The 22,899-nt window shown below is 40.6% G+C and carries 21 protein-coding genes; 6 read left to right on the top strand and 15 right to left on the bottom strand.

All coding sequences use genetic code 11. From position 1 onward, the window contains the following. Positions 1–21: 21 nt before the first annotated feature. From pal to B9T23_RS07110, 7 genes are all read right to left on the bottom strand, one after another. Positions 22–591 (bottom strand): peptidoglycan-associated lipoprotein Pal, encoded by a 570-nt coding sequence (gene pal, locus B9T23_RS07140; RefSeq protein ID WP_086193597.1) that lies wholly within the window; start codon positions 589–591, stop codon positions 22–24. A 38-nt stretch (positions 592–629) separates the two neighbouring features. After that, positions 630–1,913, bottom strand: a complete 1,284-nt coding sequence (gene tolB, locus B9T23_RS07135) for a Tol-Pal system beta propeller repeat protein TolB (RefSeq protein WP_171263074.1) — start codon at positions 1,911–1,913, stop codon at positions 630–632. Between the two features lie 208 nt (positions 1,914–2,121). After that, positions 2,122–3,372, bottom strand: a complete 1,251-nt coding sequence (tolA, locus tag B9T23_RS07130) for a cell envelope integrity protein TolA (protein WP_086193595.1) — start codon at positions 3,370–3,372, stop codon at positions 2,122–2,124. A gap of 3 nt (positions 3,373–3,375) precedes the next feature. Then, on the bottom strand, positions 3,376–3,825 hold the full coding sequence (tolR, locus tag B9T23_RS07125) for a protein TolR (protein WP_067724922.1): 450 nt from the start codon (positions 3,823–3,825) through the stop codon (positions 3,376–3,378). Further along, on the bottom strand, positions 3,825–4,523 hold the full coding sequence (tolQ, locus tag B9T23_RS07120) for a protein TolQ (RefSeq protein WP_086193594.1): 699 nt from the start codon (positions 4,521–4,523) through the stop codon (positions 3,825–3,827). Before tolQ ends, tolR begins: the two co-directional genes overlap by 1 nt. A 24-nt stretch (positions 4,524–4,547) precedes the next feature. Then, complete coding sequence (ybgC, locus tag B9T23_RS07115; protein ID WP_067724926.1) at positions 4,548–4,958, bottom strand: tol-pal system-associated acyl-CoA thioesterase; 411 nt, start codon at positions 4,956–4,958, stop codon at positions 4,548–4,550. 246 nt (positions 4,959–5,204) lie between these two features. Further along, the gene (locus tag B9T23_RS07110) at positions 5,205–6,554 is read right to left on the bottom strand and encodes an amidohydrolase (RefSeq protein ID WP_171263073.1); all 1,350 of its coding nucleotides are present in this window, start codon (positions 6,552–6,554) and stop codon (positions 5,205–5,207) included. Between the two features lie 307 nt (positions 6,555–6,861). Here B9T23_RS07110 and B9T23_RS07105 point away from each other — a divergent pair, with 307 nt between their 5' ends. Next, complete coding sequence (locus B9T23_RS07105) at positions 6,862–7,443, top strand: hypothetical protein (RefSeq protein ID WP_086193592.1); 582 nt, start codon at positions 6,862–6,864, stop codon at positions 7,441–7,443. Positions 7,444–7,523: 80 nt separating this feature from the next. After that, positions 7,524–8,357, top strand: a complete 834-nt coding sequence (locus tag B9T23_RS16870) for a hypothetical protein (RefSeq protein ID WP_213033031.1) — start codon at positions 7,524–7,526, stop codon at positions 8,355–8,357. 14 nt (positions 8,358–8,371) lie between these two features. Here B9T23_RS16870 and ruvB read toward each other — a convergent pair whose 3' ends face one another. The 3 genes from ruvB to B9T23_RS07085 all read right to left on the bottom strand — a co-directional run bounded on the left by ruvB (position 8,372) and on the right by B9T23_RS07085 (position 11,668). Further along, a complete protein-coding gene (gene ruvB, locus B9T23_RS07095; protein ID WP_067724937.1) occupies positions 8,372–9,379 on the bottom strand; it encodes a Holliday junction branch migration DNA helicase RuvB in 1,008 nt (335 codons plus the stop codon). A gap of 223 nt (positions 9,380–9,602) precedes the next feature. Next, a complete protein-coding gene (gene ruvA, locus B9T23_RS07090; RefSeq protein WP_086193591.1) occupies positions 9,603–10,205 on the bottom strand; it encodes a Holliday junction branch migration protein RuvA in 603 nt (200 codons plus the stop codon). Between the two features lie 122 nt (positions 10,206–10,327). After that, on the bottom strand, positions 10,328–11,668 hold the full coding sequence (locus B9T23_RS07085) for a deoxyguanosinetriphosphate triphosphohydrolase (protein WP_086193590.1): 1,341 nt from the start codon (positions 11,666–11,668) through the stop codon (positions 10,328–10,330). A gap of 580 nt (positions 11,669–12,248) precedes the next feature. Here B9T23_RS07085 and purL point away from each other — a divergent pair. Continuing rightward, positions 12,249–16,079 (top strand): phosphoribosylformylglycinamidine synthase, encoded by a 3,831-nt coding sequence (gene purL / locus B9T23_RS07080; protein ID WP_086193589.1) that lies wholly within the window; start codon positions 12,249–12,251, stop codon positions 16,077–16,079. 222 nt (positions 16,080–16,301) lie between these two features. Continuing rightward, complete coding sequence (locus tag B9T23_RS17150; protein ID WP_265733410.1) at positions 16,302–16,433, top strand: KGW motif small protein; 132 nt, start codon at positions 16,302–16,304, stop codon at positions 16,431–16,433. A 162-nt stretch (positions 16,434–16,595) separates the two neighbouring features. On the opposite strand, the gene B9T23_RS07075 is transcribed toward B9T23_RS17150, so the two are convergent. Continuing rightward, positions 16,596–17,243, bottom strand: coding sequence for a hypothetical protein (locus tag B9T23_RS07075; protein ID WP_086193588.1), 648 nt, complete (start codon positions 17,241–17,243; stop codon positions 16,596–16,598). A 144-nt stretch (positions 17,244–17,387) separates the two neighbouring features. Then, positions 17,388–19,892: an acyl-CoA dehydrogenase gene (locus B9T23_RS07070; RefSeq protein WP_086193587.1), complete on the bottom strand. Its 2,505-nt coding sequence runs from the start codon at positions 19,890–19,892 to the stop codon at positions 17,388–17,390. Between the two features lie 378 nt (positions 19,893–20,270). On the opposite strand from B9T23_RS07070, the gene B9T23_RS07060 reads away from it, so the two are divergent. After that, on the top strand, positions 20,271–20,585 hold the full coding sequence (locus tag B9T23_RS07060) for an NGG1p interacting factor NIF3 (RefSeq protein WP_086193585.1): 315 nt from the start codon (positions 20,271–20,273) through the stop codon (positions 20,583–20,585). A gap of 11 nt (positions 20,586–20,596) precedes the next feature. Here B9T23_RS07060 and B9T23_RS07055 read toward each other — a convergent pair whose 3' ends face one another. From B9T23_RS07055 to B9T23_RS07045, 3 genes are all read right to left on the bottom strand, one after another. Further along, positions 20,597–20,806, bottom strand: a complete 210-nt coding sequence (locus tag B9T23_RS07055) for a hypothetical protein (protein WP_086193584.1) — start codon at positions 20,804–20,806, stop codon at positions 20,597–20,599. After that, positions 20,797–21,402, bottom strand: a complete 606-nt coding sequence (locus tag B9T23_RS07050) for a hypothetical protein (protein WP_143222510.1) — start codon at positions 21,400–21,402, stop codon at positions 20,797–20,799. The genes B9T23_RS07055 and B9T23_RS07050 overlap by 10 nt, the downstream gene beginning before the upstream one ends. Positions 21,403–21,662: 260 nt before the next feature. Then, a complete protein-coding gene (locus B9T23_RS07045) occupies positions 21,663–22,271 on the bottom strand; it encodes a hypothetical protein (RefSeq protein WP_086193583.1) in 609 nt (202 codons plus the stop codon). 418 nt (positions 22,272–22,689) lie between these two features. Between B9T23_RS07045 and tnpA the strand changes: the two genes are divergently transcribed. Continuing rightward, a partial coding sequence (gene tnpA, locus B9T23_RS07040; protein WP_143222509.1) for an IS66 family insertion sequence element accessory protein TnpA occupies positions 22,690–22,899 on the top strand: 210 nt, incomplete at its 3' end.

Here is a 22,899-nt window from a genome sequence, read left to right as displayed (position 1 = left end):
AGCGCTTTTTTATTCAAGCCATTATTTTAATAATGGTGGAACAGCTTCGTAGTTAAGTTCTACGCGGCGGTTTTCTTTCCATGCATTTTCATCATGACCTGCATTAATCGGCATTTCTTTACCATAGCTCACTGCTTCTAATTGTGTTGCAGCAACGCCATTGGTAATCAGGAAGCTTTCTACCGCTTTAGCACGACGTTCACCCAAAGCCATGTTGTATTCACGTGTGCCACGTTCATCGGTATGACCGGTTAAAGCCACTTTCGAATTTGCATTGGCAACAAGGAATTGTGCATGTGCTTGAAGTGTTTGATAGTCTTCGTTAGAAAGATCGCTGCTGTCATAGTCAAAGTGAACAACACGTTTTGCCAAGAATGCTTTATTAGCAGCAGTCACACCTTTTGAAGAAGCACCTGCTAGGTTTTGCGCATTTAGAGCAGCATCTTCACTTAAGCCCTCAGTACTTACTGTACCTGCTTCAGATGGATTTTGACCCGCTTGAATTTCAGCTGCAGGTTTACGGCTTGCACAACCAGTCATCACTAACGCTGTTGCAAGAAAAGGAAGGATTAATAATTTAACGGCTTTCATCTTTATCTCCATGATCATCATTGCTTTAAATTAAATTGTTATTTGGGTGCCCAAGCAGGTTCGCGAACCTCGCCTTGTTCACTTGGTAAATTCATGCGGAAACGACCATCCAGTGACATGATGGACAATAAGCCACGATTCCCTTCACGTGTTGCATAGACCACCATTTGCCCATTTGGCGAGAAACTTGGTGATTCATCCAGACTGGTTGGGGTCAGAATATTGGTAATACCAGTATTGATGTCCTGAATCGCCACTTTGTAATTACTGCCACTTGGACGATGGACTAAAGCGATTTTTTTACCATCCGCACTTAATGTGCCACGTGCATTAAATGCACCACGGAACGTAAGGCGTTTACTTGAAGCATTGGCAAAATTGTAGGTATAAATTTGTGGTGAACCGCCTCGGTCAGAGGTGAAAATAAATGATTTACCGTCTGGGGCATAACGCGCTTCGGTATCAATTGCACTGTCATTGGTCATACGTTGTAACTGACGTGTTTCCAGATTCATTTGATAGATTTCAGGGTTGCCATGCAAAGATGCAGTAAACAGCATGCTTTTACCATCTGGAGAGAAGCTTGGCGCACCGTTTAAACCACGGAAGCTCGCCAGTTTTTCACGTTGACCTGTAGCCAAGTTTTGTACATAAATTGCAGGGCGTTTGGTTTCAAATGAAACATAGGCAATTTTTTTCGCATCCGGTGTCCAGGCAGGTGACAAGATTGGATCACGAGAGGTGAGAATGGTTTTTGGCTGTTCGCCATCCGTATCTGCAATTTGCAGGGTATAACGCTGTTCAGGAGTAGCTGGATTGCGCAGTACATAAGCAATACGTCCGCTAAAGTCACCTGCAATACCGGTCAATGCCTGATAAATTGCATCACTAATCATGTGTCCGGCTTGACGAATACGTGAAGCAGGAACAGTCAGTAATTCATTTAATAAATACTGCTGTTTTTCTACATCATAGAGTTGATAGTGAACTTCAAAACTGCCATTTTCTGTTGTTTTTACTGTACCTGTGACCACATACGGAACACCTGCAGATTTCCATGCCGCTGCATTGGGTGTATTCATACTTGCTGTTGCAGGCAGGTTTTTTGAAGCACTTGAAAATTTGCCTGAACGGTTTAAGTCATTTTCTACAATAGGATAAATGCTTTGATCATTATTAAACGGAATAATGGCAATCTTCGGTGCTTCTTCTGGTGCTTTAGCAATTTCTAAATGCAGTTGTGCATAAGACTGGGTCGCTAAAACGGGACTTAAAGCTGTCAAAATGGTTAGGCAAAGTAGATGTTTACGCGTCATTTCCATCATCCGCTACGTACTCTAAAAAATGTAAATTATTGTGAATTCGGTTGTGTCACATAATGGCATGATTTTGCTTTATTGGAAGTACATCATGATGACTAAACTGTTATAAGACTGTGAAAAGTGAATAAAATATTATCTGTTTTTAGTGAAATTTGAGTTTAAACGTCAAAAAAAGCCACATCAATTAAATTTGATGTGGCTTTTTATTTCATTTCGCAGTAAAGCTTGAGGTAAAGGTTCTTGCTTCACGTCGTGCATCTGGATCGGAAGGCATCGGGTAAGGCGCTGCTGCACGTACAGCGGCTTCCACACTTGCTTTCATATCTGGATCACTTGAACTGACGATAACTGATTGCACTGTACCACTGTCACTTAAAGTCACCCGAGCAGTGGCTTTTTGACCGGAGGAGCCGCTCGGAATATCCCACGCACGTCTAACTTTATTTTCAAAGTCACGTTTTGCAGTTGAGGCAATTTTCTTTGCTTCCGCTTTTTTAGTCGCGGCTTCTTCAGCGGCTTGTTTAGCAGATGATGCTTTGGCTTCTTCAGCAGCACGTTCACGGGCTTCTGCATCGGCTTTAGCTTTATTTGCAGCATCGGCTTTGGCTTTATTCGCTGCATCGGCTTTGGCTTTATTCGCTGCATCGGCTTTTGCTTTATTAGCAGCATCCGCTTTGGCTTTATTCGCTGCATCGGCTTTTGTTTTATTAGCAGCATCCGCTTTGGCTTTATTCGCTGCATCGGCTTTTGCTTTATTTGCAGCATCGGCTTTAGCTTTATTTGCAGCATCTGCTTTGGCTTTATTTGCTGCATCGGCTTTGGCTTTATTCGCTGCATCGACTTTGGCTTTATTCAAAGCATCGGCTTTAGCTTTATTAATGGCATCAGCCTTAGCTTTATTCACTGCATCAGCTTTGGCCTTCGCAGTAGCGTCTGCTTTCGCTTTTTCAGCCGCGTCAGATTTAGCTTTCGCAGCGGTATCAACTCGGGCTTTTTCAGTAGCCTCTGCTTTTGCCTTGGCTTGAGCATCTGCTTGGGCTTTTAACTTATTTGCTTCAGCCGCTTTTGCCTTTTCTGCAGCTTGCTGTTGCGCTTTTTGCACTGCTTCAGCCGCAGCTTTGGCTTCCTGAGCGGCTGGTGCTGGTGCTGGAGTAGGAGGGGTAGGCAGTGCAACTGGAATAACAGGTGCAGGTTCAACACTCGGTTTTGCCGTTTGTTGAACTTGTTCTGCAACCTTTTTATGTGCTGTTTCAGTCGAGTCTGTCTGTTCTAAAGGCACAGGATCGGGAGGGAGCAAGTCCTCAGGCGTGACCAAAACCATTTTAATTTGTTTAGGCGGCTCGACAGGTTTGCTCATGCCCAAAAAAAGTAAGCCAGTCATTGCCACAGCATGGATCCCGAGGGTAAATCCAAGCGCAATTGTTTTTTCTTTGGATTGTGGCTTTTTCAAATCTTTCATACTTTATTCTAGAGGCTTAGTGAGCAGACTAACTTGTGTTAAACCAGCATCTTGAAGACCCGACATTAAAGCCATGACATCTCCATAGGGACGTGTGGTATGCCCATTAATGACAACATTCAGTTCCTTGTTGTCATCCTTGGCTTTTGTTTGTGCCTCAACTAAAAGACTCGTCAACTGAGCGAGATCCACAGGACCTGTTTTTTGGTTTTTGTATTCCAAATAATAAAGACCATCTTGATCCAGCGTCACGATTGTTGGTGCATCTTTAGATTCGATGGGATTGCCATTGGCTTGAGGTAAATCGACTTTAATCCCACTGGTGATCATGGGTGCTGTGACCATAAAAATCACCAAAAGTACCAGCATGACGTCAATATAAGGGACGACATTCATCTCACTTTTTAGTGGTTTTTTAACCCGCTCAAAGCGTCCAGAACGCTGAATTGCCATTAGTCATTTTCCTGTGCAGAACTCACAGTTTGACGTTGTAATAGCGCCACCATTTCTTCAGCAAATAATGCACGGTCTGAATAGACTGTTTCACCTTTCGCCGTGTAATGGTTAAAGGCCAATACAGCAGGAATTGCTGCAAAAAGACCAATCGCGGTTGCAATTAGAGCTTCGGCAATACCCGGAGCTACGGTTGCCAAAGTCACTTGATCAACATCGGCCAGACCAATGAAGGCATTCATAATACCCCAGACTGTACCGAACAGACCGACATAAGGTGCAACAGAACCAATGCTGGCAAGTGCGCCTAAGCCTTGTTCAAGCAGACCTTGGTCACGGCTTAAACCGACACGTAAAATACGTTCTGTACCTTCAATCGTTTGCGTATTCGGGGCTTGGAATTTTTTGAGTTTAAAAAACTCGCCAATGCCTTGATAGAAGATATCTTCCAAACCGGTGCGTTTAGAATTGAGTTGGGCGTTGTTATATAGGGTATTAAGTTCAGCGCCAGACCAGAAGATTTTTTGAAAATGTTCATCATCAGCCTGGGCTTTTTTATAACTCATATGTAACTTGGCAATCAGATACCAACTGTATAAAGATGCTAGCAGGAGCACGAGCATTACCAGTTGAACGATGGGACTTGCTTGTAAAATAAGATCTGATATGTGTAAAGATGATTCTAGTTGTGTTGCCATAGTTACAATGTGCCAATGAATTTTTTAGTCTTGTCCTAACTCTTTTAGAATTAGATTACGGATTTCTTCAGGAAGCCGTGTTGGACGCATGCCGTCTACACTAATACATGCCAATTCGACTTCGCCAGATGCAAGCATGATTTCACCACGATAAATATTTTGTTGCAATACAAAAGATGTTGCTTTGCATGAAACAACACTCGCAGTAACGGTAATGAGGTCATCCATCAGGATTGGACGTGAATATTTCACATTTATTTTATGTACTACAAAGTGATAATCTTTTTGGTGCCAGTAGTGGTCAACACCTGCCGCACGTAACCATTCGGTACGGGTACGTTCCATAAAACGAATATGGTTTGCATGATAGACAATGCCACCTGCGTCAGTGTCTTCAATATATACACGAATGTTGAATTCGAATTTATTCGCCATGATTGTGTCCCATCTTTCAATTCAGTTTTATGGTTTTAGCTATACTTTTAGCGGATTAAAAAATCTGTAAAAATGACGTTTTTTTCGCTAAGAGTCAAGCTGTGTAACGCATTGCAGTTTAGCAGTTTGAGTTTTTAGTCCAATGGCACAAGGTTTCAAATGAGATCTATTCTGTATTCACTCCACAAAACCTTTAGATATAAAAAAAGTGAGCAAAGGATGCTCACTTTTTTTTAAAAATGTACTTTATTTTTTTGCAGCTTGCATCTTTTTCCAGTCTGTCTGTACCTGTTCGGCAACTTTTGGATAATCCAGGATGAAGCGCACATGGCTTTCTACCCCGGTTTTTAAAGTTGCATTATCGACTATAAATAACGGGTTATGGTTAGGTGCAGCTTTCGCCATGTCTTGATCTGCAGGTGTTGCGCCCACAAAGACAAATAAAGACGGCATTAACTTGCCATAATAGGCAAAGTCTTCACTGGCACTGGCATTGTTGTCCAGCACATGCAGTTTATCTTCGCCATTCACTTGGGCAAGCGTGGGTTGCATCAGCTTGGTTAAGGTTTTGTCATTGGTGGTTACTGGCGCATATGGCGCAATTTCCACTTTTGCAGTGACATCATTGGCTGCGGCATTATGTTCGACCATTTTCGGTAAAGTTTTTAAAATGCCTTGTCGCACATCTTCACTGTTAGAGCGAATGGTGCCAACCATATTCACCTGATCGGGGATGACATTACCTGTTGTTCCGCCGTGGATACTGCCAATACTGACTACGCCCATACCTTTGGTTAAATCTGCAGTACGACTGACTAAACTTTGCATGTTGTTAATCATTTGCGCAGAAGCATAGATTGGGTCACGACCAAGCCAAGGCATAGAACCATGGACTTGTTTACCATTGACCTGAATGCGTAAGTGGTCGGCACTATTCAAAATCGCGCCATCTTTATACAAGATATTGCCGCTTGGCATGCCTGCCATTACGTGCATTCCAAAAATCACTTCCGGTTTAGGATTATTCAACGCACCATCGGCAATCATTTTACGTGAACCGATTAAATGACCTTGGGTAAAGTTATCAATATCGGCACCACCTTCTTCAGCCGGTTGGAATACAAATACCACAGTACCTGCAATTTTATCTTTATTGGCTGCTAAAGCTTTGGCGGCACCCAGTAACATTGCGGTATGGGCATCATGACCACAACCGTGCATCACGTGAGTTTCTGCCCCTTGATAAATGGCTTTGGCTTTACTGGCATAAGGAAGTCCAGTTTTTTCTTCAATCGGCAGGGCATCCATATCTGCACGTAGCGCCATAACCGGTCCGGGTTTGGCACCTTTAAGTACACCAATCACACCAGTTTTGGCATAGCCTTTACGTACTTCAATTCCATAAGATTTCAACTCTTTTTGTACCAGTTCAGAAGTTTTGAATTCCATATTTCCAAGTTCAGGGTGTTGATGAATATGTTGTCGAAGCTTAATGGTATGCGCTTCTACATTTTTAACGGAATCATCAATCCAGTCTGCAAAGCTGAGTTGGCTGCAAAGGATAAGTGGAAGACAAAGGGAGATCTGCTTGTACATGTTCATATCTTGGGAAAATCCTTAAGAGTTTGAAATGATTAAAGTGATTCTCTAGCATTGCATACTGATCTAAATTCGACCAAAACCCTCTAAGTATTTGTTGATACTTTAAAGGTATATTGGGTGTTAGTGTTTGTTCTCAAAGGGCTTTATTTGATTTTTTACATTGTAAAATTATGTATTTCATGTGAAAGTGAGTTTATAAAATTTGTATATAACACTTACTTTTTGAATCTATGCTTAGCGATTTCATTTGATTCCATCTATGGATGGCGCATTGCATCACGGTTAAATATTCGAGTTTAAAATGAACCGTTTTTTGAAATATCTCATCATTTTCGCCATTGGATTTGCACTGTGGTCATATTGGCTGAAACCGGATAAAGGTATTTCAGATGCTGCTGATTATCAAACCACAGAGGGGATTCATCAGTTTAATGGCTATAGCATGACAAATTTGCAGCCTTATACAGGAGAGTTTCGGGTTTTATCCAAAGAAAATTATAATTTTGGGCGTGAATCTGAGATTAGCCCGATTGATTTTGCTTTGGGATGGGACAAAATGGCTGATCCTGAAGTTTATAAACAGTTATCTATCCGGCAAAGCAATCGTTGGTATCATTGGCGTTATGAAAATGCTCCACCTATTCCGGTACGTGAAATTGAAACACACAGTGCAAATACGCATTTGATTCCGGCGACTAAAGCCATTGCCAAACAACTGGCTCAAATTGATCAAGACAATTTGATTTATTTAAAAGGACAGTTGGTAGAAGTGAAGTCTCCAGATGGATGGACTTGGCGTAGTTCTTTAAGCCGTGAAGATACAGGCGGTGGTGCGTGTGAGTTGATGTTGGTGGAAGAGGTACGTGTCATCTCTAATTTATAAGTATCTAATTGATTAAAATTAAAAGAAAAAACCTTTAATATATCCCCCCAACAGATATTTAAAAAATAAGTTAGGGAAAGATGGCAGAACAAGAAGGCAAACAAGCGTTAATGATCCAGCTTCCGTGGACAGTACCACAACAGCCATTGGTTAAAACAGAAATTATTGCGGAAACAAATCAGCAGAAGATTCCTTTAGACCTAAATGTCACTTCTACAGATACAACCGCAATTTCCTCTTTTGCACTATCGGTGATTATTGCCCTCATTCTTGGCGGTTTTGCAACATGGCTAGCTTATTGGTATGGGCGGAAAAGTTTTGATTTAACTAAACAGTCTTTTGAAGCTGTTATTAAGCAAATTGAAAGTTCTGAAAGAACCTCGCTTGACTTAAATACAAAGTTATTTGATCAACAACAAATGTTACAAAGTAATGAGCTAGAATTTAAAAAATTAGAAAATTGGGAAAATCAAGTAAGAGCAGTGAGTGCAGAGTATCAAAGTTACATAACGAAGTTTATTTTTAATGCTGAATATTTTGAAGCACATCTATTAGAAAATAATTCTAATGAGAGAAATGTAGCTTATAAACAATTGAAAGAGCTAAATGAACAAGCAATTTTGACATTAGTAAAATTAGATCTTTATTTTGATCCCCATAATGAAAGTCTAGATAAAATAATAATTTACTCTGATATTTTTACAGTGATTGCGTATTATTTATTAAACGAATATAAATCAAAAAGTAATACTAATCAGCTCGAAAAATTTATTGCTCAATCGGGAGATGACCAACATTTTTCAAATAAAGAAAAACAGCAATTAAATGGTTTGCCTAGAATTGAAGTTTTGTCATTTTTAATGAGAAAAATAAATGATAACTTAAAATATATGCTAAATAAAAAAGCAGCCTAAGCTGCTTTTATAAATCATTTATCTTTCGGCTCAGGCGGTGTCATTCCAAACTGTAAATACGCCATATTGGTGGCAATACGTCCACGAGCAGTACGCATCGCATAACCTTGCTGAATCAAATACGGTTCAATCACATCTTCCAAAGTACCAGAATCTTCCGCCATGGCAGCAGCCAAAGCTTCGACACCTGCAGGACCACCATCAAAACGTTCTAACAACATGCTTAAGTAACGACGGTCTAAAGTGTCCAAACCATCTTTATCGACTTTCAACATATCCAGCGCACGTTGTGCCATATCCTGATTGACTTCACCGTTGCCTTTGACTTGTGCATAGTCACGTACACGACGCAGTAAACGGTTGGCAATACGCGGTGTACCACGCGCACGACGGGCAATTTCTTTAGCGCCATCACCCGTCATGGGAACGTCCATTAACGATGCTGAACGTGTCACAATATGGGTTAAATCTTCAACCGAATAAAACTCTAAACGCTGCACAATACCGAAACGGTCACGCAGCGGAGAGGTCAGTAAGCCTGCACGAGTCGTTGCTGCAACTAGTGTAAATGGTGGTAAGTCCAGTTTAATTGAACGTGCACCAGGTCCTTCACCAATCATGATATCGAGTTGGTAATCTTCCATTGCGGGATACAGAATTTCTTCAATCACTGGAGAAAGTCGATGAATTTCATCAATAAATAAAACGTCACCTTCTTCCAGATTGGTTAGCATGGCTGCCAAATCGCCGGCACGTTCAAGTACTGGACCTGAAGTTGATTTTAAATTCCCGCCCATTTCCCGTGCGATAATATTGGCAAGCGTGGTTTTACCCAAACCCGGTGGACCAAAAATTAAGGTATGGTCAAGTGCTTCACCGCGACCACGTGCTGCGCCAATAAAGATTTCCATTTGCTCACGTACCACCGGTTGACCAACATAGTCATCCAGTGAAGTGGGGCGAATGGCACGATCAAAATGATCTTCAGGTTTTTCAGAACCACTGATTAAACGGTCTTGCATAATGAATTAGATTTACCTTTAGGGGCATCAATTGAGTCTGTGATGATTCATACAGCCTCAAATATTTATCTGAGTTTAGATGCCATTGTGTAGGCATAACTTTACTTTTGACAGGGCAAAAGTAACAAAACCCTTTGCAGAAATAATGGCATGTCCGTATGCCATATTTCTGCGGCAGCATCCATGCTGCCTTTCATTACATCTATAATTTTAAATAATGACGTTATTTATTCATCGACTTTAATGCTGCACGGATAATATCACCGGCTTCAGTGTAATCACCTTTCACGGCATTAATCAGTTTTTGAGCTTCAGCAGGTTTGTAACCGAGTGATTGTAAAGCCGCTTCTGCTTCAGCAACAGCAGAATTCCCCATAAATTGAATTTGTGGTGCTGTTGAATTGGTTGGAACATTGCCTGAAGACATGGCTTTAAAACGATCACGAAGTTCAATCATCAAACGTTCAGCGGTTTTTCTACCCACACCCGGAACTTTAATGAGTGTATTGAGGTCTTCATTTTCAACGGTATGAATGAGCAGATCGATACTTAAAGTCGATAAAATACCCAGCGCCATTTTAGGACCAACGCCGTTTACTTTGAGTAGGGTACGGAAAATGGTTTTCTCTTGTGCATCTAAAAAGCCGTAAAGCAATTGTGCATCTTCACGAACGGTCAAATGCGTCCATAGCGTTACCTTTTGCCCCTTTTGTAATTGGCAAAATGTAGAAAGCGGTGTATCCACTTCATAGCCCACGCCATTTACATTTAATAGTACTGTCGGTGCTTCTAAAGCAAATACTTCACCAATGAGACATCCAATCATTTTGATTTTTTCACTTATCTATCGTTCGTTGCATAGTAGTGAGCATTTGCACGAAAGGCAAAATGCGCACGCATATTTATTTAAATTTTGCAGAGAGTTTTGCCTAAATATCTGCAAAATATTTACATCCAGCCCGCTTTATTACCTTGTAACTCTTGCGACAGGTTATAGGCCTGATGGTCTGAAAATTTAGAAATAATGTCCAGAACCTGCATAATATTTTCATAGTGATTACTTTCAAAATTCACACCTGCACGTTGCAGCATCGACATTAAACGCTGTTCCTTGAAACTTAAAGTTTTATGCGGTGTGGTCAAAGGAATAAAGGCATCTAAAATATTTTGCAAACTTTGATGGGCAATAATTTCTAAACCGGCTTTTTGCGGATGTTCAAAAATTTTGTCACGCGCCAAGTTCTTCGCTCGGTCAATGCCACGTTCAATATCTTCAGAACAATATTGCAACAAGCTGCCTTTGAGTTGCCCAGACAAAATTTCATAGTGATGTCTGGCAAATGCCGTGGTCACTTCATCCACCAGACGTTTCATCACACGACCACGTAAAGCGGCAATTTTTTGCTGCCAAGTCGTAGTTGGCATAGACAGTTCTTGAGGTGTTCCATAATCCGCAATCAGGTCGAGGAAAATGGGTTCCACTTCTTCATAAGAGAGCATGTTTAAAATAATGCCATCTTCAAGATCAATCAGGGCATAGCAAATGTCATCTGCTGCTTCCAATAAATAGGTCAGTGGATGACGGCAATAGTGATATTCACCTAGCTGAATTAAACCAAGCTGTTCGGCAATTTGCTGCAAAATCTCTTTTTCGGATTGATAACAACCAAACTTGGCCCGTTGACTGGCAGGGCGGTCGCCTTGTGAGGCAATGGTTTTGGACAGCCATGGGTACTTTAAGTAAGCCCCTAAGGTTGCGTAAGTTAAGCGCATACCACCATCATTGGGATGATAGTCAATTTTGGTCAGTAAGCGTAAACCTTGGGCATTGCCTTCAAACTGGCGCACATCGGCTTGTTCTTCAGGCGAGAGCTTTGCTAAAAAGTTGCCATGTGAAGCATCATCAAACCATTCGCGAATGGCATATTCACCGGCATGTCCAAAAGGTGGATTACCAATATCATGTGCTAAACAGGCAGCCTGAATAATCGCCCCGACATCGGCAGGAGAAATCCACACTGGCAGTTGATCTTTAATTTTTTCAGCCGCGAGCATGCCGAGTGAACGACCAATACAGGATACTTCCAGCGAATGGGTTAAACGGGTATGAATACCGTCATGCTGCGTCAACGGATGAACTTGGGTTTTACGGTTCAGTTGTCGAAAACTTTGCGAGAAAATAATGCGGTCATAATCTTTATGGAAGGGGCTACGAGCCTGCTCTGTACTTTGTTTTTTGCTACCAATACGAACTGTCGAAAGGAGTTCTAACCAACGCATTTGTTCCATTTATCATTATTCAGTGATGACCTGAAATCATCATGCCAAAAAAAAGTCCAACAGACTAGAGTCGTGCGACATGATTTGTCTTTTGAATAAAGCATATAAACAGATAGGGAAATGTTCCATGTTTCCTGAACGCCTTTAATTGCATTGATCATGCGGGTTCAAACTCTGAAATGTTGCGGTCTTGGACCTCTATTATTCTATTTAATGAACAAATGAAAGGTGATGTGCTTGAGTTTTCGCCGTTTTATCTCAGTGCTTGTGACAGCATTGATCAGGTTGATCTGCAATCACTTAAAATTGTAGCTGAGGCGGTGTTTCATCTGCTGAAAACCCTTGATAGGCAATAACTCTACGAATTATAAATCACATTTAGAAACAAGATGCTAAAGAATCCGATAGAGATAAAATTCAAAATTTTTAACTGAAAATTAAAGTATTCTTCAGTATTCTTGCATGAATTGATGGCACATTCGTGAATTTCTATCTAGCTGATTTGGTCAATACGAAGTAGAATATGCGCTCTCTCTAAGTCACATTGGCGGTATGGTCCAAAAGACCTGCCCGTGGAGCCAAAATCAGCATGTTTATCGTGGCCGGTGCACCAGCACACTCTTCTTTTAAGAAAACTCAACTCTTAAACCGTTTAGCGTCAATGAGTTCTGTTCAATCAATTGAAAGTCAATGGATTTATCTGTTTGATCAAGCGCTCAACGAGCAGCAGCATCAATCTGCATTACAACTATTAAATGACGGTGCGTCTTTTGAAGTTCGCCAAGCGGCAAGTGATGAAATTCAAGTTCTTGTAACACCGCGTTTGGGGACAATCTCTCCGTGGTCTTCTAAAGCGACTGATATTTTTGCCAATTGTAATACCCCAATACACCGCCTTGAACGCGGTGTTTTGTTTACTTTAAAGGGTATTTCTGAAATATCGAATGAAGTGAAACTGGCATTGCATGACCGCATGACTGAAAGCGTTTTCAATCAAATTGATGATGCCGTTGCTTTATTTAACGAGACTGAACCAAAACCTTTAAATAGCATTGATATTTTAGGTCAAGGTAAGGAAGCACTGGTTAAAGCCAACTCTGAATTTGGTTTTGCATTGTCAGATGAAGAAATCGACTACCTAACTGCAGCATTTACCAAGATGGGCCGTAACCCACACGACATCGAGCTGATGATGTTTGCTCAAGCAAACTCTGAGCATTGCCGTCATAAAATCTTCGGTTCAGAATGGACAATTGATGGTGAAAAACAGCCATTGTCATTGTTCCAAATGATTAAAAACACCTATAAAGAATCTCCTGCAGATGTATTGTCAGCCTATAAAGACAACGCCTCTGTAATCGTCGGTTATGACACACAACGTTTCTATCCAAAACCGGATGAAAACGGTCACCACGTTTATAAATACAAGAGCCAAGCTGCTCACATCCTCATGAAAGTGGAAACACATAACCATCCAACAGCGATTGCACCATTTGCCGGTGCTGCGACGGGTTCAGGTGGTGAAATTCGTGACGAAGGCGCAACAGGTCGTGGCGGTAAACCAAAAGCAGGTTTAACCGGCTTTACCGTGTCTAACCTGAATATTCCTGGGTTCGAACAACCTTGGGAAGAAAACTACGGCAAACCATCGCGTATGGCGTCTCCACTACAGATCATGATTGATGGTCCTTTGGGTGGTGCTGCATTTAATAACGAATTTGGTCGTCCTGCGTTAAATGGTTACTTCCGTACTTTCGAACAAAATGTAAATGGCGATGTAAAAGGTTTCCACAAACCAATTATGATTGCCGGTGGTTACGGTAACATCCGTCCTGACCATGTAGAAAAAGATCCAATCCAACCGGGCGACTTATTGATCGTTCTGGGTGGTCCTGCAATGCTGATCGGCTTAGGCGGTGGTGCAGCATCTTCTGTAGATAGTGGTAAATTGGGTGAAAACCTGGATTTCGCTTCTGTACAACGTGAAAATCCAGAAATGGAACGCCGTTGCCAAGAAGTGATTGATACTTGCTGGCGCATGGAAGACCACAACCCAATCGTGTCTGTACATGACGTCGGTGCGGGCGGTGTATCCAATGCAATGCCTGAACTGGTGAACGATCACGAACTCGGTGCAGTATTGAATCTTCGTAAGATTCCTTCATTAGAGCCAGGAATGTCTCCAATGGAAATCTGGTCGAATGAAGCGCAAGAACGTTATGTATTGGCGATTCGCCCATCTTCATTAGAATTATTTGAATCAATCTGTGCACGTGAACGCTGTCCGTTTGCAGTACTCGGTGAAGCGACTGAAGCGCGTCATTTGACGGTTGAAGATCCATTGTTTGGTAACAAAGCTGTGGATATGCCAATGCAAGTGATGCTGGGTGGTACACCTCGTATGAGCCGTTCATATGAAACCATTGAACGTCAAGGCGATGATTTCACTGCTGCAAATATTGATTTAAAAGATGCGATTTACCGTGTTCTTAAGAACCCGACAGTTGCGTCTAAATCGTTCTTGATCACCATTGGTGACCGTTCGATTACCGGTATGGTTGCACGTGACCAGATGGTGGGTCGCTGGCAAGTTCCTGTAGCGGATGCTGCAGTAACAACCACAAGCCTTGTAGGTTACACAGGTGAAGCAATGGCGATGGGTGAACGTCCTCCTGTTGCATTGTTAAATCCTGCTGCGTCTGCACGTTTGGCTGTGGCTGAATCGATTTCAAACATCATGTGTGCCAACATCGAACAGATCAGCGACATTAAATTGTCTGCGAACTGGATGGCGGCTGCCGGTCAAAAAGGCGAAGACCAGGCGCTATTCGAAGGTGTTAAAGCTATTGGTATGGAAATGTGTCCAGCCTTGGGTATCGCAATTCCAGTCGGTAAAGACTCGTTGTCTATGCGTACCACCTGGAATGATGAAGGGATTGACAAATCAGTCACTTCACCAATGACCGGTGTGATTACCGCATTTGCACCCGTTGGTGATGTGCGTAAAACATTAACACCTGAATTGAAAAATGAAGATTCAGTATTAGTACGCATTGACTTGTCTAAAGGCCAGTTCCGTTTAGGCGGTTCGATCCTTGCTCAGGTTTACAAAGCCATTGGTTCAGTGACTCCAGACGTAGACAGCTTCGATGACTTCAAAGCATTTTTCGCTTTGGTTCAAGACTGGAATAACCGCGGCTTAGTGAAGGCTTACCATGACATCGGTGATGGTGGTTTACTCGCAACTGTTGCAGAAATGATGTTCGCTTCACGTTTAGGTGTAGCGCTTGAAGACCAATCGACTGAAGCTTTATTTGCTGAAGAAATTGGTGCTGTACTTCAAATCGCAGCAAGCGATTGGGAAGCATTACAAGCTGAAGTTGCTGAATCAGTATTGAAAAATGCAATTAGCGTTGTTGGTCGTGTAAACAAGACAGATCAATTGTCTATCAATGGTCTGGTACTTGAACGTAGCGACTTGCAAGTGGCTTGGACTGAAGTGTCTCACCAAATCCAACGTCTACGTGACAACGTCGAAACTGCGGATTCCGAGTTTGCTTTAATCACAGACAAAAACCACAAAGGTATCATCGCACAGCCGACATTCGACTTGAATGAACCTGTTGAAGCGCCGTTTATTAATTCACGTCGTCCAAACATGGTGATCTTGCGTGAACAAGGTGTAAATGGTCAGGTGGAAATGGCGGCGGCATTCGACAAAGTTGGCTTCAACACTGTCGATGTTCACATGAGCGATTTGATTGCAGGTCGTATTAGCCTGGATGACTTTGAAGGTCTGGTGACTTGTGGTGGTTTCTCTTACGGTGACGTCATGGGTGCAGGTGGTGGTTGGGCTAAATCAGTTCTATTCAACCCTAAACTTCGTGACCAGTTCGAGAAGTTCTTTAATCGTCAAGAAACCTTCTCTCTAGGGATTTGTAACGGTTGTCAAATGTTGTCTCAATTGGCTCCATTGATTCCGGGTGCTGATGCTTGGCCACGTTTCCACCGCAATACTTCTGAGATGTTTGAAGCGCGTGCTGTTAACGTACGTGTTGAAAAATCTAATTCGATTTTGTTAGACGGTATGGAAGGTTCGATTTTACCAATCGCGGTTGCGCATGGTGAAGGTCGTGTCGTTGCAAGTGAAGACAAGATTGCCGCATTAAATGCAAGCAACCAGGTAAGTTTACGTTATGTGGATAGCTTCGGTAACCCTACACAACAGTATCCATTGAATCCGAACGGTTCACCAGAAGCGATTACGGGTGTGACGTCTCTTGATGGTCGTGCAACGATTATGATGCCGCATCCTGAACGTAACTTCCGTGCAGTTCAGCATTCTTGGAAACCTGAAGAATGGACGGAAGATGGTGCATGGTTACGCATGTTCCGCAATGCACGTAAGTTCATTGGTTAATTCTGGAAGTGTTTTGAAAAAGGCCACCTTCGGGTGGCTTTTTTATTTTGTAGATATTTTTTATTTAATTTTTATTTCTCCCGCTGGACTTGGTTTGGATTTTGCTTTTATATTGGAGTGAAAGAGTATTTGTGTATTTTATGCACAATCACGATGCAGTATAGAAGAAAGATGGTTCACTAAATATAAGTTCAGGATTGAATCTCTAAGTGAGGTGACACAATGCTAAAAACTGTGACATATACAGCTGTTGATAAAGCGACTTTACGTAAGAAAGGCTGGATGTTTTTTATGGCAGTAGTTGGGCTGCAAATATTGTTCTTGATAGGCAGCTACCTGCTTCAAAGTTCTTAATTTTTAGATTTAAAAAGCCACCGAGAGGTGGTTTTTTTATCTTGTATATTTTGATTCTGTTACTTTTAAAGCATCAAAAGTAACAAAAATGCTTTGTTTGGTAGAGGACACATCCTTGTATCCCTACCAAACAAGCGACATCCATGTCGCTAGTCATGTGATTTAATCTTTGAAAATTTTTTCGTAGAATTCAGTAAATTCATTTTGCACTAAATATTCATGGTTTTTAAAATTTAAAAGTAAGTCAGCATCACCAAAACTAGGTTCAAATCTTCGTTCAACAAAACCAAAACTTATAAAATCCATATTTAAAAAGGGTATTGACGCACCTCCTTCAAAATCTATATTCTCGATATACAAATCATTTAACTGAATTATTTGTGAGAATAGATGTTGGTTAAGTTTAGTAATAATATAAGTAAACTTATCAAAATCTTGCTTTGAAATTTTTAGACTTTTAAATAGTACCGCGGTTCGACCTATCATTCGTGCTTGTTTTTCTAAATATGTTTGGTCAAGTATTCCTAAGATTTCATAACCTAATTCTGTATTATCTTTGTCTTTAAAAAACTTTTCGATAAATCCATTATTTATATTTTCTACTTCTTGAACAAAGGCTAATAATTGGCGTTGATCTTTTGCAGTCTTATAGTTTGATATCGCTTTTGTTAATCCTAGCGCTAATGAAGCAATAGGAACTGATTTAGCTAAATCTTCAACAAATGTTGTTGCTGATTTAAATATTAACTCATCAGCAATATTTTCTGCAGTTGATAAGGCGATTTCATTGATATTTTGTTTATTAGACACAGTTCATCTTTCTTATAGGTAATTATGGCTAAAAAGATCATAACTAAACTTTTAAGAAGTTAAAATGATCAGATTTAGCAATTTACTAGAATAGTAATTATAAAAAAACGGCTTTAATCAGCCGTTCTTTTATTACCAAAATTTTTATGGTGCTAAGGGTTCTTGCTGTTTTGGATCAGGCATAGGTGCCGATTCTTCTTCATCATTATAAGGATTTTCCAGTTCCAGAGTTTGATCAAGTTCAGAATCAAAAACATCTGTCAACATACTATCGTAGCGCTTGGCATTGTAGGTGAGAAGACTTGATGCTTCCTCTTGAGTCACAAAACCTATCTCGACCGCATCCATAATGCGTTCATCAAAGGTTAAGCCTTTAAATTGTCCTTTAGATTCTGCTTTTTTGAACTTGTCCCAAAGCGGTTCTAACTCAAGCAACATATTAAAAGTCGATTCCATACGACCGGTCACATCATCCGCCTCGGTATTATAGAACACATGCTTTTTCAATTCATCGCGGAAAGCATTGTCCTGCATAATGATATCGCCGGCCTGTTGTTTCAAAGCATCGCTTGGTTTATTAACAGCACGACCAAGTGGGAAACAAATGAATTTCACTAAGCCTGCCGCAATACCGACAGGGAAGTTAGCAAACAAACCATAAAAGGCTTCCTGCGCATTAAACAGGGATTTTTCCAGTGCCAGTTTTGCATGCACTTGTTCAGCGTCAGTTTTTTTACCATGTTCATAATATTTAAGAATGGCGGTACTGATAAACAGGTTGGCATGAATATCTGCCAAACGTCCTGAAAGCATTTCTTTACGTTTAATGTCACCTGCAAGCAGACCCAAACACATATCGGCAGTCAGTGAAAAGTCAGCACTTAAACGATTAATGATTTTGTAATAGGGACGGGTAAATTCATCGGCACTTTTGGGTGCATCTGATGAACCGCCAACATATCCATAAGCAAACGCACGTGCAGTGCGGTTAAAAGTATAACCTAAGTGTTTAAACAGCATCTCGTTAAAGGTGGTGAGGGCAGTATCTTTGTCTTTGGCTTGAAGCAATTGTAATTCCTCAAACAGATAAGGATGACAACGCATAGAACCCTGACCAAAAATCATTAATGAACGACTGAGGATATTGGCGCCTTCAACAGTAATCGAGACTGGAATAGCTTGATAGTAAAGAGCTAAGAAGTTACGCGGCCCCATTTGTACGGCACGACCACCGACGACATCCATACCATGATTGACCACGCGGCGCATAGTTTCAGTGGCATAATATTTGGCCATTGCCGTCATGACCGCGGGTTTACCGCCTTGATTCAGACCACAGGTGACCAGATAGCGGAAGGCTTCCAGCATGTAAGTATCACTGGCAATATCACTGGTTGCTTCCTGCACACCTTCAAATTTACCCACGGAAATTTTGAATTGCTGACGAATTTTGGCAAAAGCACCCACGGTTAAATACGTCATTTCACTTGCGGCAGTCGATAGGGCTGGCAGGGAAATGCCGCGACCAACTGCCAAGCATTCCATCAACATCCGCCAGCCTTTACCAATATTTTTAGAACCGCCAATAATCCAGTCCAATGGAATAAAGACATCTTTACCATCCACCGTTCCGTTCATAAAAGGTGAACCAGGATTATGTCTTGCACCAACTTTCACACCTTCATGACTGGCAGGAATTAGCGCGCAGGTAATGCCATATTCGACTTTATTTTTATCACCCAATAACCCATTCGGATCATAAAGCTTAAACGCTAAGCCAATTACGGTTGCAATCGGAGCCAAGGTAATCCAGCGCTTGGAGAAATTCATGCGTAAGCCCAGTACTTGCTGACCTTCAAAATCTCCATAGCACACCACACCAGTATCAGGGATTGCACCGGCATCTGAACCGGCTTCTGGACTGGTTAAACCAAAACACGGAATCTCTTCACCTTTGGCCAAGCCCGGTAAATAGCGATTCTTTTGTTCTTCAGTTCCATAATGTAGCAATAACTCACCAGGTCCTAAAGAGTTGGGCACCATACAACTCACCGCAGCAGTTAAGGAGCGGGAAGCAATCTTGCTCATAATCCGGCTTTGGGCAAATGAACTAAATGCACGACCGCCATATTCTTTAGGAATAATCAGGCCTAAAAAACCATTTTCCCGAATATAAGTCCAAGCTTCAGGAGGTAAGTCTTTAAAGTGATGATGGATATCCCAGTCATTCAGCATGCCGCATAAATATTCTACCTCGTTATCTAAAAAAGATTGTTCTTCTGCCGAAAGAGTAGGATAGGGATAACTTTCAAACTTAGACCAATCCGGTGCTCCCATAAACAGGTCTTTTTCCCACCAACTGGTTCCTGCATCCAAAGCTTCGCGTTCAGTGATGCTCATTGTCGGCATGGCATTCGCCAGAACCTTATAGGCAGGCTTGGTAATCAATGCCATCCTTAAAGGTTCAATTATCACAATTAAACTGATCAGAATGAGTGGAATACCAAAAATGAGTGACCATGGACTTATAAATGCGGTAACGATTGCCACAATAATGGTTGTGATTGCACCTGCATTACGGCTGAGTCCAAAAAAGAAAATCGCCCAGATTGTAAAAAATTGAATAAGCACACTGATGATGAATAACATTGATTTTCTCCAGTTGCTTACACCAGATGAAAGTCAGAGAAACAGTAAACGGTATATGGAATACCTGAACATCATGTTGGACTGTTTAGTTGGAAAGACTATTGGTGTAATGAAAAATATTGTTGTAATGAGCGAGATAGAAATAAAAAATTTCAAACTCGAAGAAATTATAAAATTGAGTATTATTTTTAAGGTAGTTTGTTTTTTGATCAATGTAAAAGCTTGAACTGTCAGAGAAATGTCACGAAAAGTAATAGGCTATTGTATTTGAAATGATTTGGCTTGTTCTGATTTTATAATCAAGCAATGAAATGTCAGAGAGATTAATCTGGGTTTAAGGATTAAGATAAACCTATCTTTATTCTGTTTGTGTAGAGCATGCTTAAACTGATCTATTACGTTCCTGAATCACATCTTGAATCCACTAAACTTGCAGTGTTTGAAGCTGGGGCAGGTGGTATTGGTAACTATGAGCACTGTGCATGGCAAGTGTTAGGAATAGGGCAGTTTAAGCCAGTGAAAGACGCAAATCCGTTTATTGGCAAATTGGATACTTTGGAACAAATTCCTGAGTGGCGCGTGGAAACCATTGTGCCTGAAGATCAAGCATCGAACGTGGCAAAAGCATTAAAGGCCAGCCACCCTTATGAAGAGCCGGCTTTTGAGTTTATTCAGATGGTGGAAGTTAAGTAATGATGCTTAACTTAATGAGTTTGACCATTATGAACTGCTTTTGCTGCTTTAAATATTAATGCTGTTCCGTAATTGGCTTTAATCCAGTCTAAATATTTCTGGATTTGAATAATTTCATTCTTCTTAGGATCTGTTGAGTAAACAATGGTTGCAGTACCTGTTTTATCATTGGATTTTAATTTTTGATATACGTTGCCATTTAAATAAAATATCAATTCCATTTTAATTGATATTTTTGCACCCAGTACAATTTGGTTTCTATATCGTAGCTACCATCGGGGTGAAGGGAAATGATGTAATGGATATTTTTACCTCGGCTTCGGTTGCCTTTACCTTCAGGAACTTGGTACTTATATTTTTCTACATCTTTAAGGGGAGTGAGTACAATTCGTTTCCAAGCAGTAGCTGGGATTTTTGCTATACCCTCTTGTTGTGCTGCCATTATAGCTAGCCTTTTTTTTTTTGCTGCCTCTTCTCCGCCACCATAACGTAGTTCTTCAGGAACTCCATATCCTTTTTTTATCTGTTCTTCATAAGTTAACCAAGGGGCATACTCAATAATAATTTGTTGAGGGACATAACCTTCGGGGGATATCTTACAGCTACTATAGGTTGTAATATATTTCTGCTTTTTTATCGCATCTGGTGTTCCTGATAAGTTGCCACATTCAGGCCAATTGTTTTTGTAAACTATGCTATGGGTCGGCCAATATTGATTATCCATTTCAAAACTAATTCTATTTTTCATAGTTGGTGCTGTTGCTTGGCAACCATTTAAAAGAAATAAACTACTAATTGTTAAAAATTTTATTTTCATTTTGCTTTAACTCCACTTTCTGCATTAAAAGTAAGTGTTGTCCCGTAATTGGCTTTGATCCAGTTAAGGTAATTTGTAATTTGAATAGCTTCATCCTCTCTGGTTGCTCTATAAACAATAGTTGCAGTACCTGTTTTATCATTGGACTTTAAATCTTGATATTCCGTTGATGCCTTAGATCTTCCCAAGACCTCTTATAAGTTATTTTTCTAGCTTAAAAATAAAAATGGCAATCTTACAATTGCCATTTAAATAAAATATCAATTCCACCTTTCTTGATATTTTTGTACCCAGTACAGTTTGGTTTCTATATCGTAGCTACCATCGGGGTTCAAGGAAATGATGTAATGGATATTTTTGCCACGACGAGAATTACCTTTACCTTCAGGAAGTTGGTACTTGTATTTTTCTACTTCTTTAGGTGGGGTGAGTACAATCTGTTTCCATGCTGTAGGGGGGAGGTTATCGATAGTAGTCATTATTTTTCTTTCTATATTGTCGGCATGGGCATGCAAGACCTCGTCTGATGGCCATTTATCTCTAGGCAGTTCATCTAAATGAAAAAAAGATCTGACATTCCCTAGTCCAGCTTTTACCCGATCTTCATAAGTTAACCAAGGTGCATACTCAATAATAATTTGTTCAGGGACATAACCCTCAGGGGATATCTTACAGCTATCTGATAAGTCATTGTATTTTAAAGATGAATTTATCTTAAAATTAGCACATTCAGGCCATGTATTTTTATAAATATAACTTTTGTTTTGCCCTTTTATTGCAAAACTAATACTATTTTGCATCATAGATGAGCATCCTGTAGCTAACATTATTATATTTATAAGTATGGTCGTTTTAATGAGTTTGACCATTATAAACTCCTGTCTTAGGTGTAAAGGTTAGTACTGTCCCATAATTGGTTTTAATCCAGTCTAGATATTTTTGTGTTTGTATTGCTTCACGTTGTTCTGTGGGATCATAAACAATCGTTGCATCACCAGTTCTATCATTGGATTTTAATTTTTGATATTTTGTTGATGCCTTAGATCTTCCCAAGACCTATTTAGATTTACAGTCTAGGTCGCTTTTAAATTGTTGCTCTGAGTTAAAAATAAAAATGGCAATCTTACAATTGCCATTTAAATAAAATATTAATTCCATTTTTGTTGATATTTTTGGATCCAGTACAATTTGGTTTCTATGCTGTAGCTACCGTCAGGGTAATCCCCCCTGAAAATAATAGGACCTAAAAGTAGAATTTTCTCTTAAAGTATAGGCAGGAGATTCTGCATGAAAACATCTAAATTTACTGACAGTCAGATCATGTCCATTTTGAAACAGGCGGAGTCTGGCACACCTGTAGCTGCCCTTTGTCGTGAACACGGTATGAGTAATGCGACCTTCTATAAATGGCGTGCTAAATATGGCGGTATGGATACATCATTAATGGCAAGACTCCAAGAACTGGAAGCAGAAAATACCAGAMTTAAAAAGATGTAT

This window comes from Acinetobacter terrae (assembly GCF_002135195.1).
GTDB lineage: Bacteria > Pseudomonadota > Gammaproteobacteria > Pseudomonadales > Moraxellaceae > Acinetobacter > Acinetobacter terrae.
This window is presented reverse-complemented; position numbering and strand designations above follow the sequence as displayed.

Coding starts and splice junctions, on each gene's coding strand:
- pal (WP_086193597.1), bottom strand. CDS start 591: ATGAAAGCCGTTAAATTATTAATCCTTCCTTTTCTTGCAACAGCGTTA.
- tolB (WP_171263074.1), bottom strand. CDS start 1,913: ATGGAAATGACGCGTAAACATCTACTTTGCCTAACCATTTTGACAGCT.
- tolA (WP_086193595.1), bottom strand. CDS start 3,372: ATGAAAGATTTGAAAAAGCCACAATCCAAAGAAAAAACAATTGCGCTT.
- tolR (WP_067724922.1), bottom strand. CDS start 3,825: ATGGCAATTCAGCGTTCTGGACGCTTTGAGCGGGTTAAAAAACCACTA.
- tolQ (WP_086193594.1), bottom strand. CDS start 4,523: ATGGCAACACAACTAGAATCATCTTTACACATATCAGATCTTATTTTA.
- ybgC (WP_067724926.1), bottom strand. CDS start 4,958: ATGGCGAATAAATTCGAATTCAACATTCGTGTATATATTGAAGACACT.
- B9T23_RS07110 (WP_171263073.1), bottom strand. CDS start 6,554: ATGTACAAGCAGATCTCCCTTTGTCTTCCACTTATCCTTTGCAGCCAA.
- B9T23_RS07105 (WP_086193592.1), top strand. CDS start 6,862: ATGAACCGTTTTTTGAAATATCTCATCATTTTCGCCATTGGATTTGCA.
- B9T23_RS16870 (WP_213033031.1), top strand. CDS start 7,524: ATGGCAGAACAAGAAGGCAAACAAGCGTTAATGATCCAGCTTCCGTGG.
- ruvB (WP_067724937.1), bottom strand. CDS start 9,379: ATGCAAGACCGTTTAATCAGTGGTTCTGAAAAACCTGAAGATCATTTT.
- ruvA (WP_086193591.1), bottom strand. CDS start 10,205: ATGATTGGATGTCTCATTGGTGAAGTATTTGCTTTAGAAGCACCGACA.
- B9T23_RS07085 (WP_086193590.1), bottom strand. CDS start 11,668: ATGGAACAAATGCGTTGGTTAGAACTCCTTTCGACAGTTCGTATTGGT.
- purL (WP_086193589.1), top strand. CDS start 12,249: ATGTTTATCGTGGCCGGTGCACCAGCACACTCTTCTTTTAAGAAAACT.
- B9T23_RS17150 (WP_265733410.1), top strand. CDS start 16,302: ATGCTAAAAACTGTGACATATACAGCTGTTGATAAAGCGACTTTACGT.
- B9T23_RS07070 (WP_086193587.1), bottom strand. CDS start 19,892: ATGTTATTCATCATCAGTGTGCTTATTCAATTTTTTACAATCTGGGCG.
- B9T23_RS07060 (WP_086193585.1), top strand. CDS start 20,271: ATGCTTAAACTGATCTATTACGTTCCTGAATCACATCTTGAATCCACT.
- B9T23_RS07055 (WP_086193584.1), bottom strand. CDS start 20,806: ATGGAATTGATATTTTATTTAAATGGCAACGTATATCAAAAATTAAAA.
- B9T23_RS07050 (WP_143222510.1), bottom strand. CDS start 21,402: ATGAAAATAAAATTTTTAACAATTAGTAGTTTATTTCTTTTAAATGGT.
- B9T23_RS07045 (WP_086193583.1), bottom strand. CDS start 22,271: ATGGTCAAACTCATTAAAACGACCATACTTATAAATATAATAATGTTA.